This is a genomic window from Trichococcus alkaliphilus (genome assembly GCF_003008695.1).
Classification (GTDB): domain Bacteria; phylum Bacillota; class Bacilli; order Lactobacillales; family Aerococcaceae; genus Trichococcus; species Trichococcus alkaliphilus.
The window spans coordinates 11,956-31,188 of sequence record NZ_PXZT01000015.1; the positions used below are offsets into that span (position 1 = coordinate 11,956).

At 51.1% G+C, this 19,233-nt stretch carries 13 protein-coding genes; 8 read left to right on the forward strand and 5 right to left on the reverse strand.

Annotated elements, in window-relative coordinates:
* The first annotated feature begins 139 nt into the window (after nt 1-139).
* The 4 genes from C7R73_RS11320 (at nt 140) to C7R73_RS11335 (ending at nt 6,417) form a co-directional block, all read left to right on the forward strand.
* Nucleotides 140-1,750, forward strand: a complete 1,611-nt coding sequence (locus C7R73_RS11320) for a xylulokinase (protein ID WP_106450610.1) — start codon at nt 140-142, stop codon at nt 1,748-1,750.
* A gap of 16 nt (nt 1,751-1,766) precedes the next feature.
* Complete coding sequence (locus tag C7R73_RS11325; RefSeq protein ID WP_106450611.1) at nt 1,767-2,465, forward strand: L-ribulose-5-phosphate 4-epimerase; 699 nt, start codon at nt 1,767-1,769, stop codon at nt 2,463-2,465.
* A gap of 13 nt (nt 2,466-2,478) precedes the next feature.
* Nucleotides 2,479-3,903: an L-arabinose isomerase gene (gene araA / locus C7R73_RS11330; RefSeq protein WP_106450612.1), complete on the forward strand. Its 1,425-nt coding sequence runs from the start codon at nt 2,479-2,481 to the stop codon at nt 3,901-3,903.
* Nucleotides 3,904-4,011: 108 nt separating this feature from the next.
* Nucleotides 4,012-6,417 (forward strand): phosphoketolase family protein, encoded by a 2,406-nt coding sequence (locus tag C7R73_RS11335; protein ID WP_106450613.1) that lies wholly within the window; start codon nt 4,012-4,014, stop codon nt 6,415-6,417.
* 143 nt (nt 6,418-6,560) lie between these two features.
* Here the strand turns inward: C7R73_RS11335 and C7R73_RS11340 are convergent, their stop codons facing one another.
* Nucleotides 6,561-8,342 carry an ABC transporter ATP-binding protein gene (locus C7R73_RS11340; RefSeq protein WP_106450614.1) on the reverse strand — a complete coding sequence of 594 codons (1,782 nt, stop codon included), beginning with the start codon at nt 8,340-8,342 and terminating at the stop codon, nt 6,561-6,563.
* The gene (locus C7R73_RS11345) at nt 8,323-10,080 is read right to left on the reverse strand and encodes an ABC transporter ATP-binding protein (protein WP_106450615.1); all 1,758 of its coding nucleotides are present in this window, start codon (nt 10,078-10,080) and stop codon (nt 8,323-8,325) included. The genes C7R73_RS11340 and C7R73_RS11345 overlap by 20 nt, the downstream gene beginning before the upstream one ends.
* 123 nt (nt 10,081-10,203) lie before the next feature.
* On the opposite strand from C7R73_RS11345, the gene C7R73_RS11350 reads away from it, so the two are divergent.
* A complete protein-coding gene (locus C7R73_RS11350) occupies nt 10,204-11,043 on the forward strand; it encodes an AraC family transcriptional regulator (protein WP_106450616.1) in 840 nt (279 codons plus the stop codon).
* Nucleotides 11,044-11,120: 77 nt separating this feature from the next.
* On the opposite strand, the gene C7R73_RS11355 is transcribed toward C7R73_RS11350, so the two are convergent.
* The 3 genes from C7R73_RS11355 to C7R73_RS11365 are packed head-to-tail and all read right to left on the reverse strand — an operon-like array spanning nt 11,121 to nt 15,116.
* Nucleotides 11,121-12,695, reverse strand: coding sequence for a response regulator transcription factor (locus tag C7R73_RS11355; RefSeq protein WP_106450617.1), 1,575 nt, complete (start codon nt 12,693-12,695; stop codon nt 11,121-11,123).
* A 15-nt stretch (nt 12,696-12,710) separates the two neighbouring features.
* Nucleotides 12,711-14,135, reverse strand: coding sequence for a sensor histidine kinase (locus C7R73_RS11360; RefSeq protein WP_106450618.1), 1,425 nt, complete (start codon nt 14,133-14,135; stop codon nt 12,711-12,713).
* Between the two features lie 12 nt (nt 14,136-14,147).
* On the reverse strand, nt 14,148-15,116 hold the full coding sequence (locus C7R73_RS11365) for an ABC transporter substrate-binding protein (RefSeq protein ID WP_106450619.1): 969 nt from the start codon (nt 15,114-15,116) through the stop codon (nt 14,148-14,150).
* A gap of 230 nt (nt 15,117-15,346) precedes the next feature.
* Here C7R73_RS11365 and chvE point away from each other — a divergent pair, with 230 nt between their 5' ends.
* The 3 genes from chvE to mmsB all read left to right on the forward strand — a co-directional run bounded on the left by chvE (nt 15,347) and on the right by mmsB (nt 19,233).
* Nucleotides 15,347-16,435 (forward strand): multiple monosaccharide ABC transporter substrate-binding protein, encoded by a 1,089-nt coding sequence (gene chvE, locus C7R73_RS11370; protein ID WP_106450620.1) that lies wholly within the window; start codon nt 15,347-15,349, stop codon nt 16,433-16,435.
* Between the two features lie 65 nt (nt 16,436-16,500).
* Nucleotides 16,501-18,033: a multiple monosaccharide ABC transporter ATP-binding protein gene (gene mmsA / locus C7R73_RS11375; RefSeq protein ID WP_106450621.1), complete on the forward strand. Its 1,533-nt coding sequence runs from the start codon at nt 16,501-16,503 to the stop codon at nt 18,031-18,033.
* Complete coding sequence (mmsB, locus tag C7R73_RS11380; RefSeq protein ID WP_106450622.1) at nt 18,034-19,233, forward strand: multiple monosaccharide ABC transporter permease; 1,200 nt, start codon at nt 18,034-18,036, stop codon at nt 19,231-19,233.

Here is a 19,233-nt window from a genome sequence, read left to right on the forward strand (position 1 = left end):
GCAGTCGCTTGTGCATTTTTTTTGTGTTCGGACAAATATCCAATTTATCTCTTTACATGTACGGACATATAGAATATAATATGCCTAAGAAGAACGGACAGCATCCGGAAAGGGTGCACCGCAAAGAGGAGGAAATATTTTGACTGAGAAGTTACAAGCGATAGTCACTGATATCGAATCGCGGCAGACGAGCATCGGAATCGAATTCGGCTCCACCCGCATCAAGGCGGTGCTGATCGACTCCCGCTTCGCTCCGGTCGCATCCGGCAGCTACGAATGGGAAAATCAATTGGTGGACGGCATCTGGACGTATTCATTGGACCAGATTTGGGAGGGCCTTCAAACAAGCTACGCAGAACTGATGCGTGAGGTTAAAGAAAAATACGGCGTGACCTTGACCGCAGTCGGATCGATCGGTTTCAGCGCGATGATGCACGGCTACATGGCGTTCAATCAGGAAAATGAGTTATTGGTGCCGTTCCGGACTTGGCGCAACGCCACTACGGCTGATGCCGAAAAGGAATTGACCGCACTGTTCAAATACAATATCCCGCAACGCTGGAGCATTGCCCACCTGTATCAAGCGGTTTTGAATAAGGAAGAGCATACAAATGAAGTCGCTTTCTTTACGACTTTGGCAGGCTACATCCATTGGCAATTGACAGGCAAGAAAGTTTTGGGAATCGGTGATGCATCCGGGATGTTCCCGATCGATGTCGAGAAGAAGAATTATGACGAACGGATGATTGATCAGTTTGATGCATTAGCCGCAGAAAAAGGCGCGACTTGGAAATTGGCGGATCTGCTGCCGGAAGTATTGTTGGCAGGGGACGCGGCTGGGAATCTGACGGAAGCGGGAGCCAAACTGCTAGATCCGACTGGCACGCTCGAAGCGGGCATCCCGTTGTGTGCGCCGGAAGGGGACGCCGGAACCGGCATGGTCGCCACGAACAGCGTGGCGGAGCGCACCGGGAACGTATCCGCCGGTACTTCGGCATTTGCTATGATCGTCTTGGAGCAGGACCTGAACGAAGTGCATCCGGAAATCGATCTCGTGACGACACCGGCAGGCAGTCTGGTTGCGATGGTCCATACCAATAACTGTTCATCCGACATCAACGCTTGGGTAAAGCTTTTCCGGGAATTCAGCGAGGCAGCCGGTTTTGCAATCGATACGGACAAATTGTTCGCCACGTTATTCAACAAAGCGCTTGAAGGCGATGCCGATTGCGGCGGATTGCTCTCGTACGGTTACTACTCGGGCGAGAACATCACCCATTTGGCAGAAGGACGGCCGTTGTTTGTCCGCACACCGGAAAGCAACTTCAACTTAGCCAACTTCATGCGCGTGCACCTTTTCACCGCTTTCGGGGCAATGAAAATCGGCATGAACATCCTGAAGCAGGAACATGTCGCAATCGACAAAATCGTCGGCCACGGCGGCATCTTCAAAACCCCTGAAGTCGGACAGAAAGTGTTGGCTGCTGTCATGGACGCACCGGTTACCGTCATGGAGACGGCCGGAGAAGGCGGCGCATGGGGCATTGCATTGCTGGCTGCCTACACTGATCGCAAAGAAATGTCAGAGAGTTTGGATGCATTTTTGGACAAGAAAGTATTCGGTGCCGATGAAGGCGTCACGATCGCTCCCGATGTGCGCGATGTAGAAGGTTTCGGAACTTTCATCGAACGTTACCAAAAAGGGCTAGCGATCGAACAAGCTGCAGTCGAGCATTTGAGTTTGAGATAGAAGGGAAGGAAACATCTTGCTGGAACAATTAAAAGAAGAAGTTTTTCAAGCCAATCTGGAATTGCCGGAACGGGGATTGATCAAATACACGTGGGGAAACGTCAGTGCGGTCGACCGCGAAAAAGGCTTGTTCGTCATCAAGCCCAGCGGTGTCGGCTATGCCGACATGAAGGCGAGCGATATGGTCGTCTGCGACTTTGAAGGCAACGTCATCGAAGGGGATCTGAACCCGTCATCCGACATGCCGACGCATGCCGTCCTGTACAAAGAATTCCCGGAAATCGGGGCGGTTGTGCACACGCATTCGACTTGGGCCACGATTTGGGCGCAAGCCGGATTGGATGTGCCGGCCATGGGTACGACACATGCCGATACCTTTTACGGCACGGTTCCCTGCGCACGTTTCCTGACGCAGGCGGAAATCGACCGGGGTTACGAGGAAGAAACGGGAAACACCATTGTGGAAACGTTCCGCGAACGCGGCATCAAACCGATGGAAGTTCCCGGCGTATTGCTTCATGGGCATGGCCCCTTTACTTGGGCCAAGGACGCCAAAGGGGCAGTACTGAATGCCGTCGTATTGGATGAAGTCTGCAAAACCAATCTGTTCGCCCGTCAATTGAATGCCTTCGCGGAGGAACTGCCGCAACGCATTCTGGATAAACATTATTTGCGAAAACACGGAGAAAACGCCTATTACGGGCAAAAAAAATAGGGGAGCTGAAAATATGTTAGAAGTAGTGAAAAAAGAATTTTGGTTCGTAGTCGGTTCACAACATTTATATGGTGAAGAAGCTTTGCAGACAGTAAAAAACAATGCGGCGGTCATCGTGGAAAGCCTGAACAACAGCGGCAAACTGCCTTATCCGCTTGTGCTGCAGGAATTGGCGGTAACGCCTGATACGATTACGAAGATCATGAAAGAAGTGAATTACCGTGATGAAGTGGCAGGTGTCATCACTTGGATGCATACTTTCTCGCCAGCGAAAATGTGGATCCGCGGCACGAAATTGCTACAAAAACCGTTATTGCATCTGGCAACTCAATTCAACGAAAGCATTCCATGGGCAACAATCGATATGGATTTTATGAACTTGAACCAAGCGGCACATGGCGATCGCGAGTACGGCTTCATCAATGCGCGCCTGAAAAAGAACAACAAAGTCGTTGTCGGCTATTGGGAACGTGAAAATGTTCAAACCCAAATCGCGGAATGGATGGACGTTGCGGTAGCTTACAATGAAAGCTTCTCCATCAAAGTGGCGCGTTTCGGCGATAACATGCGTAACGTTGCCGTGACCGAAGGCGATAAAGTGGAAGCGCAGATCCAATTCGGCTGGACGGTCGATTACTACGGTATCCGTGATTTAGTGGACTATGTCGATGCGGTCGCAGATGCAGAAGTCGATACATTGTTCAATGAATACAAAGATTTGTATGATTTCGACTACGGCGATTATGAGCAAGGTAAATGGGAAGCGCATGTCAAAGTGCAGGCACGTCAAGAAATCGGCATCCGTCGTTTCTTGGAAGCGGGCGGCTACACTGCCTTTACCTCAAACTTTGAAGATTTGCATGGCCTGCAACAATTACCGGGTCTTGCAGTACAACGCTTGATGGCAGAAGGCTACGGCTTCGCAGGCGAAGGCGACTGGAAAACAGCAGCAATCGACCGTTTGATGAAGATCATGTCCCACAACATCGACACCGGCTTCATGGAAGACTACACGTATGAAATGGCTGAAGGCAGAGAAGCGATCCTGCAATCGCATATGCTGGAAGTCGATCCGGGACTGGCGTCCAACAAACCAAAAATCTTGATTGCGCCATTATCGATGGGGAACCGTGAAGAGCCTGCCCGCCTTGTCTTCGACGGCAAAGCAGGGGACGGCGTTGTCGTTTCAATGGCTGACTTCGGAACTCACTACAAATTGTTGGTGAATGAAGTTGTTGCTTTTGAACCGACTGAGGCAGCTCCGAACCTTCCAGTCGCACGCGTCCTATGGGAAGTGAAACCTAATTTCCATGACGGAATCCGCGCTTGGATCGAAGCTGGCGGCGGTCACCACACTGTCGTTTCATTGAGTTTGAGCACAGATCAGATTTTGGCTTGGGCAAAACTGGTCGGTCTTGAAGTGGCCTTAATCAAATAGTTTTTTTCGATCGGTTTGACAGAAAATCGTCAAACCGATTTTTTGGATGACATTTGTGAAAGTTTTCGCAAGCGTTTTCAATAATAAAAATGAAAAGGAGCAACAAAAATGACTGCATTTGATTCAAAAGAGTATCTGGACAAGGTGGATGCCTTCTGGCGCGCCGCTAATTTCATCTCCGTGGGACAATTGTACCTGAAGGACAATCCCTTGCTGCAACGCCCGATCGAGGAAACCGATGTGAAGCTTCATCCGATCGGCCACTGGGGGACGATCTCCGGACAGAATTTCATCTATGCCCACTTGAACCGCGTCATCAACAAATATGACCTGAACATGTTCTACGTCGAAGGCCCGGGACATGGCGGCCAAGTCATGGTTTCGAACTCCTATCTGGACGGCTCCTATACGGAAATCTATCCGGAAATCACCGAGGATCTGGAAGGTTTGACGAAACTCTACAAACAATTCTCCTTCCCAGGCGGGGTCGCTTCCCATGCGGCACCGGAAACACCCGGATCGATCCATGAAGGCGGGGAACTCGGCTATTCGCTTTCCCATGCAACAGGAGCCATCTTCGACAACCCGGAAGTGATCGCAGCGACTGTCGTCGGTGACGGGGAAGCTGAAACCGGTCCGTTGGCGGCTGGTTGGTTCTCCAATGTGTTCATCAATCCGGTCACGGATGGTGCGGTTTTGCCGATCCTGTATTTGAACGGCGGCAAGATATCCAACCCGACGATCCTCGACCGCAAATCGAACGCAGAATTGACGCAGTACTTTGGCGGCATGGGCTGGGAGCCGTTGTTCGTGGAAGGGACCGAACCGGAAGCGGTGCATCCGATCATGGCGCAAGTGTTGGATACGGCTGTCGAAAAGATCAAAGCGATCCAAACCGAAGCCCGCAAAGGCTCCGCTGCCGAAGCGAAGATGCCGGCTTGGCCGGTCATCATTTTCCGCACACCGAAAGGCTGGACGGGCCCTAAAACTTGGGACGGCGAACCGATCGAAGGCGGCTTCCGTGCCCACCAAGTGCCGATTCCGGTGGATGCCCACCATATGGAACACATCGATGCGCTGGTGGATTGGATGCAGTCCTACCGTCCCGAAGAGCTGTTCACGGCGGATGGCCAACTGGTGGCTGAATTGAAAGAAATGGCACCAAAAGGCGACCGACGGATGGCTATGAATCCGATCACGAATGGCGGCATCGATCCGAAACCGCTCGTCATCCCGGATTGGAAGCAGTATGCCGTCGACACGACCGTTCCAGGCGCAGTCATCGCCCAGGACATGATCGAATTCGGCAACTTTGCGCGCGACCTGATCGTGGAAAATCCGGATAATTTCCGCATCTTCGGACCGGATGAAACCAAATCCAACCGCCTGAACAAAGTCTTCGAAGTGACGAACCGCGTCTGGATGGAAGCGATCGATCCTGCTTACGATGAATGGCTATCCCCATCAGGCCGTGTCATCGATTCGCAGTTGTCTGAGCACCAAGCGGAAGGTTTCCTGGAAGGCTATGTCCTGACCGGGCGCCATGGATTCTTCGCAAGTTACGAAGCCTTCCTGCGCGTGGTCGATTCGATGATCACCCAACATTTCAAATGGTTGCGCAAAGCCAAAGAACAGACGTGGCGCAAACACTATCCGTCATTGAATCTGATCGCGACTTCGACGGTTTTCCAACAGGACCACAATGGCTACACCCATCAAGATCCGGGTTTGTTGACGCACTTGGCTGAGAAGAAACCGGAATTCATCCGCGAATACTTGCCGGCGGATGCGAACTCCTTGATGGCCGTGATGGCGGAAACGATGGCCTCTGAGGAACAGATCAATCTGATCGTGTCTTCGAAACACCCGCGTCCACAATTCTACTCTGCTGAAGAAGCCGAGGTATTGGTCAAAGATGGCCTGAAAGTCATCGATTGGGCTTCGACTTGCGGAGACGAAGAACCGGATGTCGTGATTGCGGCAGCGGGAACGGAACCGAACTTGGAGGCGCTTGCCGCAGTCACAATTCTGCACAAGCAGTTCCCGACATTGAAGATCCGTTTCATCAACATCGTGGACCTGTTGAAACTGCGCCATCCGGACGTGGATCCGCGCGGGTTGAGCGACGAAGCCTTCGACGCCTATTTCACGGCGGACAAACCGATCGTCTTTGCCTTCCACGGCTTTGAAGGCTTGATCCGTGACATCTTCTTTGATCGTCACAACCATAACCTGCACATCCACGGCTACCGTGAGAACGGGGACATCACGACACCGTTCGACATGCGCGTGTTGTCTGAGATGGACCGGTTCCACTTGGCGCAGGATGCAGCCAACGCCGTCTATGGCGAAGAAGCGGCAGTCTTTTCGCAAAGGATGACGGAAACGGTGGACTTCCATCACCGCTTCATCCGCGAGAACGGCGATGACATTCCGGAAGTGATGGAATGGAAATGGGAAGATTTGGAAGGTGCGGCGGCAGCCAAAGAGCTGATCGCAAACAAAGCGGACTAACGTAAGAGATCCCGTTTAATAATCAAAAGATGCGTTCCCGGCCTTGGAGCAGTTGCTCTTAAGGGCAGGAACGCATCTTTTTCGGATATATCCTGACTTTGATAAATAAATAAGCTGCCCCAAAACGGGACAGCTTCAGTTATTCACACGGCCTGCAGGAGGTCGTATTGGGATTGGTAGAGATGGTGATACAAGCCTTTTTGGGCCATCAGCTCTTCGTGGGTGCCTGCTTCAGCGATGTTGCCGCCTGCCACGTAGAAGATCTGGGAGCTGTTTTTGATCGTCGACAGCCGGTGGGCGATGATGAAGGAAGTCCGATCCTTCAGAAGTTTCTGGAGACCTTCCTGCAGCAGCTCCTCGGTCCGAGTGTCGATGCTGGCGGTCGCTTCATCGAGAATCAGGATCTTCGGATCGGCAAGCAAGGCCCGCGCAAAGGAAAGCAACTGCCGTTGGCCAGCCGAAAGGGTGCTGCCGCGCTCCTCAACGACAGTATGGTAGCCGTCCTTCAGGTGTTTGATGAAGTCATGTGCGCGCACAACCTTCGCCGCCGCGATCACTTCCTCTTCGGTGGCATCCAGCTTTCCGTAGCGGATATTTTCCAGGATTGTGCCGGAAAAGATGAAAGTATCCTGCAGCATGACGCCCATCTGGCTGCGCAAGGAATGGAGCGTGACATCGCGTACGTCGTGGCCATCGATTTTGACGCTGCCTTCGTTGATGTCGTAGAAGCGGGTCAGCAGGTTGATGATCGTCGTCTTGCCTGCTCCCGTCGGCCCGACCAAGGCGATGCTCTGGCCCGGTTCGATATGGAAGTTGACCTTATGCAGAATATCTTTGCCATCCTCATAGCGGAAGGTGACATCCTCGAAGTCCACTGCTCCGGAGACCGAGGGCAGTTCGTAAGCATTCGGCGCATCCTGGATCGAAGGCACCTCGTCGAGTGTTTCGAAGATGCGTTCCAAGTAGGCTGTCGCTGTGATCAAGGAATTATAGAAGTTGCCGATGTTGATGACGGGATTCCAAAAATTATTGATGTAGCCGATGAAGGCGATCAATGTTCCTGTCGTTACGGATACGCCGAGCTGGCGGATGCCTACAAAATAAATCAAACAGGTCGTTATGACTGAAATATTCAGAACACCCGGCCACATCAAGAATTGAATTTTGACGGCTTTCATCCACGCCGTCCGGTATTCCTCGCTCACTTCATTGAAGATGTCATAATTGACCTGTTCGCGGGCAAAGGATTGGGTTATTTTGATTCCCGAAATGCTTTCGTGAATATAGGCGTTAAGATTGGACTGTTTGTTGCTCAATATCTGAAAAGCTATCCGCTGACGCTTTTTGATGAACAGCACCAATCCGAACAGAACCGGCAGCAAGGCCATACTGTATAAAGTCAAGCGCACATCGATGAGGAGCATGAAGCCTAATGTGATCACTACGTTGAAAAGGTCCGATATCAGATTGATGAGACCGTTGCTCAGCAGGTCGCTCAGCGTATTGATGTAATTGACTACGCGGATCAGGATTTTGCCGTGGGGCCGGTTGTCGAAGTAGGCGAACGGCAAGCGCTGCAGATGCGCAAAAATATCGTAGCGCATGTCCTTCAGAATATCTTGGCCGACTTCGGTGATGGCGTAAATCCGGTAGCGCATGCACCCGCCGATCAGGACCAGGGAAAGGATGAAGATGCCGCCCAGTCCTAGCAGTTGTTGCACATTACCTGCTGGTATCAGGTCATCGATTGCGATTTTTGTGAAATAAGGGCCTGCCATTCCGGCAATGTTCGCCAGAATGATGACAGCCAATATCTTTGAAATTGGTTTTTTGTAGGGCTTGATGTAGCCGGCCAAGCGCCGGTAGTGCCCCCAATTGAATTCTTGCTCTAAGCTTTCATCGACATCATACGTATTGCGTGCCATTGGCTTCCCCTCCCGTCAATCCGAGTTGTTTGCAGTAAACGTCATAGTATTTGCCTCGCTTGGCCAAAAGTTCCGCATGGGTTCCTTGTTCGACGCCTTGGCCTTTTTCCATCATCAGGATCAGATCCGCATCCCGCACCGACGAAATCCGGTGGGCGATGATGAAGGTCGTTTTGTTTTCCGTCAAGCCGAGCAACTCCTGCTGGATCTTCGATTCGGTTTCCATGTCGACAGCGGAAGTGGTGTCATCCAAAATCAAGATGGCTGTATCCTTCGCCAACGCTCGGGCTAAGGAAATGCGTTGCTTTTGCCCTCCCGATAAGCCTACTCCTCGTTCGCCGATGATAGTGGCGTATCCTTGGGGCATGCTGGTGATGAAGCCGTCCGCATCGGCAATCCGGGCCATCTGCTGGATATAGGAGCGATCCACCATGGGATTTCCGAAAGCAATGTTGTCTTCAATCGTATCCGAAAACAGAAAGACGTCTTGCATGACCATGGCGATGTTTTCCCGCAATTGGCGGACCGGGTACTCCTTGGCGTTTTTGCCGTCGATAAGGACGGTTCCCGAAGTCGGATCGTAGAATCTTCCGACTAAATTGACGAGTGTCGTCTTGCCTGAGCCGGTTTCGCCCAAAATTCCCAACGTCTGTCCGGGACGGACTGTAAAGGAGACGTGCGACAGGATATCCGTTTCGGGGTCATCCGAGAAGGCGAAGGAGACATCGTTGAACGTGACGGTTCCCTTGATCCGAAGCTGTTCCTCGTCAGCCGTAACCGGGATTTGCGCTTGTGTATCCAGCATGTCACGGATCTTGACGCAAGCAGCGGAGAAGCGCTGCACATCATTGATGAGCCAACCGCTCATGCGCATCGGCATGTTCAGCATCCAGAGGAACCCGTTGAAGGCGACCAGATCCCCCATGGACATTTCACCGCGGATGACATACAGGCCGCCGAGCACCAAGGCGATTGCATTCAGTGTTCCGGCGAAACCGTCGAGCCAGGGGAGATACGTACGGGATACGGCTGCGGAATCCAGGTTGCGGCGCTTGAAGTCTTCGTTGTGCTTCGTGAATTTCTCGATTTCATGGTCTTCCCTTGCGAAAGCCTTGACGATGCGGTTGCCGCCGATGTTTTCTTCCACCATCGAATTCAGCCGGGAGAAGCTTTCCCTGATCTGGAAAAACAGCGGGAAGGCTTTTCGGGACATCTTTTGCGTCAGGATGAAGATGATCGGCGTGACTGCCACCAATGACAGCATCAGCGGAAGGTGGATCGTGCCCATGACCGCGACGGCCATCACGAACCAGAGAATGCTCTCCAGAATATTGTAGGTGACCCAGGAGACAAAATGGCGAATGGCGTCGGTATCGCCGGTCATCCGGGCCATGATGTCCCCGACCCGGGTGTGGTTGAAGAAGTCGAAATCCAGCTCCTGCAGTTTCCGGTACATGTCCTGGCGCAGCACGAATAGGGAATTTTGGCCGATCCGCTCGAACAGCATCTGATAGCAATAGCGGATGGTCGTCCGAAAGAGCGTGATGCCGATCATAAGTGTTAAAATCGGCACCAATAAGTCATCCTGCCCACCATCGATGACTTTATCGACCAATTCTCCCGCCAAGATAGGATTGACGATGATCAGGATGGCATTCAGAAAAACAAAAAATAAAGCCAGTAAGCCTTTGGATTTGTATGCCCGTGCATAGCGCCAAATCCATTGATAATGATTCATAAGACAGTCCTCCTCAAAAAAAGTGTATGTTAACAGGTTACTGCTTTTTCGAGGAATGAGAATGGCTTTTCTTCGTCAGATTCCTGTACAATATAAGGGTATTCAACAGAAAGGACTTTTGCGATGGCCTATACACACGTACAAACATTTAATCCTGAAATTCTGTACGCTTTCGATCCTTTGAACGAAGCCGGAAACTATTCCAAAACGCACAGCCATAACTTTCTGGAAATCAGCATCCTTCTGGAAGGGGAAGCCGATTACCTGGTGGACGGAGAACGGCAGGACCTGGGAACTGGCACCGTCATGCTCTTCAATCCGGGCGTCAAACATGCGGAAAGTCAAAAAGAGGGCACATTTTCCCATCAACTGCATATCGGCCTGACGAATCTTTCGCTGAACGGGCTTCCGCGCAATCATTTCCCGAACAAACGCGCTTTGCTGGACTTGGGCTGTTATGCGGATGCCTTCATGGAGAAGGCTTGGCGGGTGACGAAAGAGTTCAACGAGCAACGGAGTGAATATCAGCTGATGGGCAAAGGGCTGATATTGGAGATGCTGGGGTTATTGCTGCGGAGTCTGGAGGACGGATCCGACAATACGCTTCCCCCGGCGCTTTCCCAAACGGCCGTGCGCCAACAGCATCTGGTGAACCATGCCGTCTATTATCTGGAAAACCACCATTCCGAAGAAATCACGCTGGAACAATTGGCGCAGCAACTCTTCGTCAGCCCGGCCCATCTTTCAAAAATATTCAAGGAAGCGACCGGATTGAGCCCGATCCATTATCTGATCCACGTGCGCCTGAAGCATGCGAAGGAACTGCTGAAGCAGGAAGAATGGACCATCAAAGAAGTCGCACAAGCTGTCGGCTATCAGGACGCGTACCACTTCAGCAAACTGTTCAAAAAATACTACGGAACCGCGCCTTCGCAAATTTCCAAGGAAAAGCGAACGGTGTAGGGCGTATTGTTGTAAAGAAAAGGAGCCACCCCGAAATAATGGGTGGCTCCTTTTCTATATGGATTAAACGAGATTTGTCACACTCTTGTATGCGTGCGGCGGAATTCTTTTGGGGTCTGGCCTTCCCGTTTTTTGAAGAGGTAGCTGAAATAATTGGGATCGTTGTAGCCGATGTCCATCGCGATGGCGGACAGTTTGTCATCCGTCCCGACCAACAACTCCTTGGCATGCTGCAGCCGGCATTCGGTCAGGAAGTCGATGAAAGTCTGACCCAAAGATTGCGAGAAGATGGTGCTGAAATGCGACGGACTCAGGTTCACGGCATCAGCCACGACGTTCAGGGAGATGTCCGGATCGGTAAAATTCTCCTTGATGAACCCCAACGCTTTTTGGATAACGCTCTGATACTTCACCATCGAAGGGTTAATGTGGGCCGCCATCAGGAAAGCCAGCAGCTTTTCGATGATCTGGGTATATTCCGCGGCATCGGCCGCCACCGCCGCCAACTGGTCAAGGTCGTTCATTTTTTCCAGCAAAGGCTGCTCCGAACCGGGCTTCTTTTTTTGCACCAGATGGCCCAATTCGGTAAGCACGAAAAAGCGGAAGAGGCGGTTGCGTTCTTCGGTATCACCGGGCGTTCCCTGAAGCTCCAGCACCAGTTCCTCCAGTTCATCCGCTTCGGTCTGGGCAATTTTCTGGGCCAGATCGAGTTTGAAAGGATTCGTCGGGGAAACTTCGCCGTCCTTGATGTCATCCTCGTAGCTGATGATCCGTTCAGTCCGCAGCACGCCATACGTCTGGAGCATATTCTGCGTGTAGCGGTAAGCCTGCGGAATTTCGCTGAGCCGTTCGACGATCGGTCCGATCGAAACGATCAGGTCCTCCGCCTCTTCGTCCTTCAGTTCATGAACGAGCGTCTGAGCCAGTTGGTAACTCTTTTCCAACAACCTGTCCGTATCGCTATCCATCAACAGAAACTTGATGAAGCGCGACGAGATGCTGGAGAAAATGATGCTCTCATCCGCTCCGAAAAGAAAATGCAGATAATTGCTGAAGCGGAAATAATCATCGAAGTTCTTGTCGTAATGATTGGTTGCCAACACGACGCAGGTCTTTTTCCCGACTACCGAACGCTTCAAGGCGGCGGATTCCTGCAGCACTTCCGGAACCGATAAGTCACCGCGGAAGATGCCGTTCAGGAAATGATTTTTTTTCAGCTCAAAGATGAAATTATCCGCATGCGTATCCCGTTCCGTGACGGGTTCTTTTTGTTTGTCCAATACCGCGATGACAGCCTCCAGCGTTTGGATCAGTTCGGTGTCTTTAATCGGCTTCAGAAGATAGGCGTCCGCCTGCACTTGGATGGCGGTGCGCGCATATTCGAAATCATCGAAGCCGCTGATGAAGATGATGCGGATCCAAGGAAAGATCTTCCGTACTTCCTTTGCCAAACTCAGGCCATCCATGAAGGGCATCCGGATATCGGTCAGCAGGATATCCGGCTTGACATCCATGATCGAGGCCAATGCCATTTCCCCGTCTGAGGCTTCCCCCGAAAAAATCAGCGGGTGTGTTTCGGCGAGGGACAGCAGTTGGTTCCGCAGGCTGTCCCGGATCAGGTGTTCATCCTCGACTATAAAGACTTTATACATGCTTGATCGCTCCTTTTAGGTAATCTTCGGTACTGTCACTGTGACGGTCGTGCCTTTTCTGTAGGTGCTGTCGATAGCGAGGGAAGCGGTGTTGCCGTAATACAACAGCAGTCGCTTCCGGACGTTGTAAAGGCCATACCCGCCTTCACCGGTGTCATCAACGGTGGCTTGAGCAAGGCGTTCTTGGATTTCAAGGAGCCGCTCCGCCTCCATGCCGATGCCGTTGTCGGTCACGAAGAATTGGATCGTGTCATTCGTATAGGTCGCCCCGACGGTCACTTTCCCGGCTCGGCGGACATGCTTGGTTCCGTGGTAGACCGCATTTTCCACCAACGGCTGCAGGATCATCTTCAGCACTTCCGTCTGGAGGATGGCATCCGGGATGTCGATGGCGAACGTCAACATGGCCCCGTAGCGGATCTGCAGAATCGTCAGGTAATCTTCGACGTGGCGGATTTCTTTCTCGATCGTGATCCAGTCCTGACCTTTGCTTAAGGAAATGCGCAGGAAATCGGAGAGGGCGTAGGTCATCGTCTTCACCTGCTCGCTGTTGCCTTGTTCAGCCAATGACAGGATGGCATCCAGCGTATTGTAGATGAAGTGGGGCGTAATCTGCGCCTGCAGGACACGCAACTCGCTTTGGGCCAGATCGAATTGCTTCACGGCATTTTCTTCGATCAGCACATGCAGATTCCGCGCCATGTCATTCATGCTTTCCGTTACGACGCGCAGCTCCGCGACTTCCGGCTCTTCTGCGCGGTAATCGAGATGGCCTTGCGACAGTTCCTCAGAAAGGACGATCAGGTCGTTCAACGGTTCCTGGATCTGCTGCGTCAAAAAGCGGTTGTTCTTCCGGGCATAGTAGACGATTATCAGGACGATGACGAGCTCAAACAGGATCAGATAATAGAGCGAAACAAGCATATCGTCGCTGGTTTGTCCCGCAAGTTCGATTTCGACGCGCACAAAGTCCTGCAGGATAGCATAAAGCAGGACCGTGACGGCGTCGACTTGGACCATGATGGCTTCATTTTCAGCAAACGGCCGTCCGTTGGCGATATTGCTTTCCATCTCGGAAATGTAATTGTCCAACGTATCCAAGGTCCGCAAAGCGACATCCAGTGTGGCGCCTTCCTTGGCTGTGGTGGTGTTGGCCTGAATTTCTTCGATGGCCAGCCGCACCTTTTCCAACTCATTGCCGGACTCGTAATCGGTGACGCTGATGAGTCCGAAGACCAGATCCCACAGTTCCTCCAAAACATTTTCCTGGACAATGGTCGAAACGGCATTCGCTTCCTCGACGTTCGCCAGTGCGCTGCGGTAGATCAGGATATTGCGCGTGTAAAAGATGCTGATTACCAGCAAGGGAATCAGGGTGATGCTGAAGAGCAGCCGATTGGTCTGCTGGAAAATATCTTTGATGCTGGCTATTTTTTCCATCACATTACCCCCCTAATATTCCCTTGGCGGAATGCTGTCGAGATTCCCTTTATCGGAGAAGACCGTTTCGGGCATATAGATTTCATCCGGGATGGTATTGCCGTTCAAATAGCGCTTGATCGTGTTGCGGACATACCAGCCGGCGTTCGGATTGCATTCGACGACGCAATTGACTTTGCCGGCGCGCAGATTTTCGATCATCTCCGCTTGGCCGTCGATCGTGACGATGAGGATGTCCTGGCCGGGGACGATGCCGTTTTCTTCCATGACCTCCAGCATGCCCAGTGTCATCTCATCGTTATGGCTGTAGAGGACATCGATGTCTTCCCAGCCATTCTCCTGGATGTATTTCCGGAAGACATCCTTCGCCTTGGAACGGATAAAGTCCCCTTCCAAGGAGGCTGCGATGGATATCCGCGAATCGCGGCTGATCACTTCCATGAACCCTTCACTGCGGAAATTGGTCGGCGAAGTATTCGCAAGCCCTTTCATTTCCAAAATCTTCACGGAGGACTGGGAGCTAGTCTGGAAATGGTTGGTGATGTAGAGTCCCGCTCGGTTTCCTTCAGCCTTGAAGCTGGAACCGATGTGCGTCAAATAAAGTTTTTCTTCCGCTGTGCGGATGTGGCGGTCGACAACGATAACGGGAATGCCCGCATCTTTTGCTTCCAACAGAACCGCATCCCAACCATCTTCCACAATCGGGGTGAAGACAATCATATCTACTTTATAGGCGATGAATGTGCGCATGTCCTGGATCTGGCGGTCTTGTTTCATGAAGCCGTTCCGGTACAGCACTTCGTAGCCTTCTTTATCCAATTCTTCTCTTATTGTTTCTGTGTGGCGCTTGCGCCAATTGCTCTCCGTTCCGGACTGCGAGAATCCGATGACGATGTTGCCTGGCTCTTCTTCCGCATCAGGGCTGTTCGCGCAGCCGCCGACAATGAAGAGCAACAGGAGCAGATGCAATAGATACTTCATAGCGGGAAACTTCCTTCCTATATATAACCAAAATGAAACGCTACCATCGAATAGTTTAGCACAGTTTATGGGGCCTTCGAAAAAAAACAAAGAAAATCGGAAAAAATTCATATGGAAACGGATACAAAACAGGAAGAATATCAAGAAACTGGAAAAGATAGTGAATGTAAGCGGTGTCTGTTAGCGATACAATGTGTATATCAAATAAAACAGCAGTGGAGGAATCAGGGATGAAATTCAATTGGAAGAAAAGTTTTCTTACAGCAGCAACGTTAGTATCCGCAGTAGCGCTAGGTGCTTGCGGGGATGGCGAAGCATCTACAGGGGATGCCGGCTATGTAGGAATCGCGATGCCGACAAAGTCAGCCGAGAGATGGATTGCGGACGGCAATAACATGGTTACCGAGTTGGAGAAGCTGGGCTATAAAACGGACCTTCAATACGGCGAAGACAAAGTAGAAAACCAAGTAGCCCAAATCGAAAACATGATCACAAAAGGCGTGGATCTTCTGGTCGTCGCTTCCATCGATGGATCCGCCTTGACGGACGTACTTGAAAAAGCAGCCAATGAAGGCATCGAAGTCATCGCTTACGACCGTCTGTTGATGAATTCCGAACACGTCGACTACTATGCAACTTTCGATAATTTCGGAGTGGGTGTGCTGCAGGCTTCCTATATTGAAGACGCATTGAACTTGAGTGAAGGCGAAGGCCCATACAATATCGAACTGTTCGGCGGCTCCCCTGATGACAACAATGCCCTGATCAATTACAACGGCGTGATGTCCGTCTTCCAACAATACGTCGACAGCGGCCAATTGGTCATCCCTTCCGAACAAACGAAATTCAACCAGATCGCAACCCTGCGTTGGGATGGATCGACTGCACAAGCCCGGATGGACAACTTGTTGAGCGCAAACTATACGGATAAAACATTGGATGCTGTCTTGTCTCCTTATGATCCAATCAGCTTGGGGATCATTTCTTCCTTGAAAGGCGTAGGTTACGGCTCAGACGAAAAACCATTGCCGGTCATCACAGGTCAAGATGGAACCCAAGCAGGCGTGAAATCGATCATTGCCGGCGAACAGACACAAACTATCTTCAAAGATACGCGTATCTTGGCTCAAAACACAATCGAAATGATCGAAGCGATCTTCAATGAGGAAGAAGTTCCTGTAAACGATACAGAAACGTATGATAACGGCGTGAAAATCGTGCCGACTTATCTGGCTAATCCGATCTCAGTCGATAAAGAGAATTATCAGGCGGAATTGATCGATACAGACTACTATTCTAAAGAAGATTTAGGCCTATAAAAATGTGAATAATGGAGACTTCCTTTGCGACGCCGAGGAAGTCTCTTCCATAGAGGAGGGGTACCATGGCGGATTATATATTGGAGATGCGGAATATCGTCAAAGAATTTTCTGGCATCCGAGCATTGAGTGATGTGAATCTGAAAATCGAGCGCGGGGAAATCCATGCGCTATGCGGCGAAAATGGTGCGGGGAAATCCACGCTGATGAATGTGTTAAGCGGGTTGTATCCGTACGGCAGCTATGAGGGGGATATTGTCTACAACGGCGAGCCCTGCAAATTCAAGAATCTGAAGGACAGCGAAAATGAAGGCATCGTCATCATCCACCAGGAGTTGGCGCTCAGCCCGTATCTGTCCGTAAGTGAAAATATTTTTCTCGGTAATGAACAGGCGAAGCACGGCATCATCGACTGGGATTTGACGGAAAAGAAGACAACCAATCTGCTGAAGACAGTCGGATTGAAAGTGAATCCCAATACGCTCGTTTCCCAGATTGGGGTCGGGCAGCAGCAATTGGTCGAAATCGCGAAAGCTTTCTCAAAATCGGTACGCCTATTGATATTGGATGAGCCGACAGCCGCACTGAATGAGGAAGAGAGCGCCAATCTGTTGGAGCTGATCAAGGAATTCAGAAGGCAAGGCATCACTTCCATCATCATTTCCCATAAGTTGAATGAAATCGTCAATGTGGCTGACCGCATCACCATTTTGCGCGACGGAAAAACGATCGAAACGCTGGAAAAAGCAGCCATCAACGAGGACCGCATCATCCGCGGTATGGTCGGAAGGGACTTGACCAACCGTTATCCCGAACGCCATCCGAACCTCGGCGACGTTTACTTTGAAGTGAAGGATTGGACGGTCCATCATCCGATTGATGCGCACCGCGTCATGAACGACAAGATCAATTTCAAGATCCGCAAAGGCGAAATCGTCGGGATTGCCGGATTGATGGGGGCAGGCCGGACCGAATTCGCGATGAGTGTCTTTGGGCGTTCCTACGGCAGCAACATTTCCGGTAAAGTCTTTAAGGAAGGTCAGGAGATTTCGGTCAAGGATGTGCCGGCTGCCATCGAAAACGGGCTTGCTTATGTATCTGAGGACCGGAAAGCGCTGGGCTTGAATCTTTTGATGGATATCCGCGAGAACACGACAATCGCAAGCTTAGGGAAAATTAGCAAAAAAGGCGTCCTGGACAAAGAAAAAGAAGTCCAGATAGCCGAGGAATACCGCAAAAAAATGCGGACGAAGACGAGCTCGATTTATCAAAAAGTCAGCAGCCTCAGCGGGGGGAACCAACAGAAGGTCGTCCTTGCCAAATGGCTGATGACGGAGCCGGATGTGCTGTTCCTGGATGAACCGACGCGCGGGATCGACGTCGGCGCCAAGTACGAGATCTACACGATCATCGAGGAGATGGCGGCTGCCGGTAAATGCGTCTGCATCATCTCGTCCGAATTGCCTGAAATCTTGGGGATGTGCGATCGCATTTACACGATGAATGACGGTAAATTCACAGGTGAGGTTTTACGTGAGAACGCAAACCAAGAATCGCTGATGAATCTAATGACTAGGGAAGAAGAAGGTGTGCTATAGATGGAAACGACGAACGGTATAAAAAAAGAAAAGCAAACAATGAATCTAAAAACAAAGGCGCTTGATATTTTCAGCAAATACAGTATGGTCATCATTCTGATCGGCCTGCTGATCGCTTTTCAGCTCATGACGGACGGCATCTTCTGGCGGCCGCTGAACATAACGAACATCGTGCTGCAGAATAGTCATATTCTGGTTCTGGCCGCGGGTATGTTGTTGGTGGTCCTTTTGGGACATGTCGACCTGTCTGTTGGTTCTGTGATGGCTTTCGTAGGTGCCATCTCCGGAATCTTGATGGTGAATTGGAACGTCAGCCCTTGGTTGGCGGTGCCGATCTGCATCGCGATCGGAGCGATCATCGGCGCTTGGCAAGGGTACTGGGTAGCCTACTTCGGTATCCCGGCCTTCATCGTGACGTTGGCGGGACTGTTGATGTTCCGTGGCCTGACGCAGGTCGTGCTGGGCGGGCAATCATTGGCGCCTTTCCCGGAAATATTCCAAAAAATCTCTACAGGCTACCTACCTGATTTGACTGACAGCAGTATCCATCTATTGACGATGATCCTGGGCGTCCTCATCGCCGCAGCGCTCGTTTTCGGCCAATGGCGCACACGCGAAAAACGCAAAAATAATCTGTTCGAAGTGGAATCGATGAACGCTTTCACGCTGAAAGCAGTCATGACAGCAGTAGTAATGATCGGTGTGACTTATATATTCGCATCTTACCAAGGCTATCCGGTCATTTTGGTCATCTTGGGAGTTATCGTAGCAGCCTATGCTTTCTTGACGAACAAGACAGTTGCGGGACGCCAAATCTACGCAACCGGCGGAAACCGTAAAGCGGCAGAATTGTCCGGTATCAAAACGAAAAAAATCACTTTCTGGGTATTCGTGAACATGGGCGCGATGGCTGCATTGGCCGGTTTAATCTTGGCAGCGCGTCTGAATGCGGCCACACCGCAAGCAGGTACTTCCATGGAATTGGATGCGATGGCAGCCGTCTACTTCGGCGGAGCTTCCACTTCAGGCGGGATCGGTACCATCGTGGGAACAATCGTCGGCGGTTTGGTTATGGGTGTCTTGAATAACGGCATGTCCATTCTCGGTGTCGGTGTCGACTGGCAGCAAGCGATTAAAGGTCTGATTTTGTTGCTGGCCGTCGTCCTGGATATCTACAACAAGAAAAAGAAAGCAGCATAA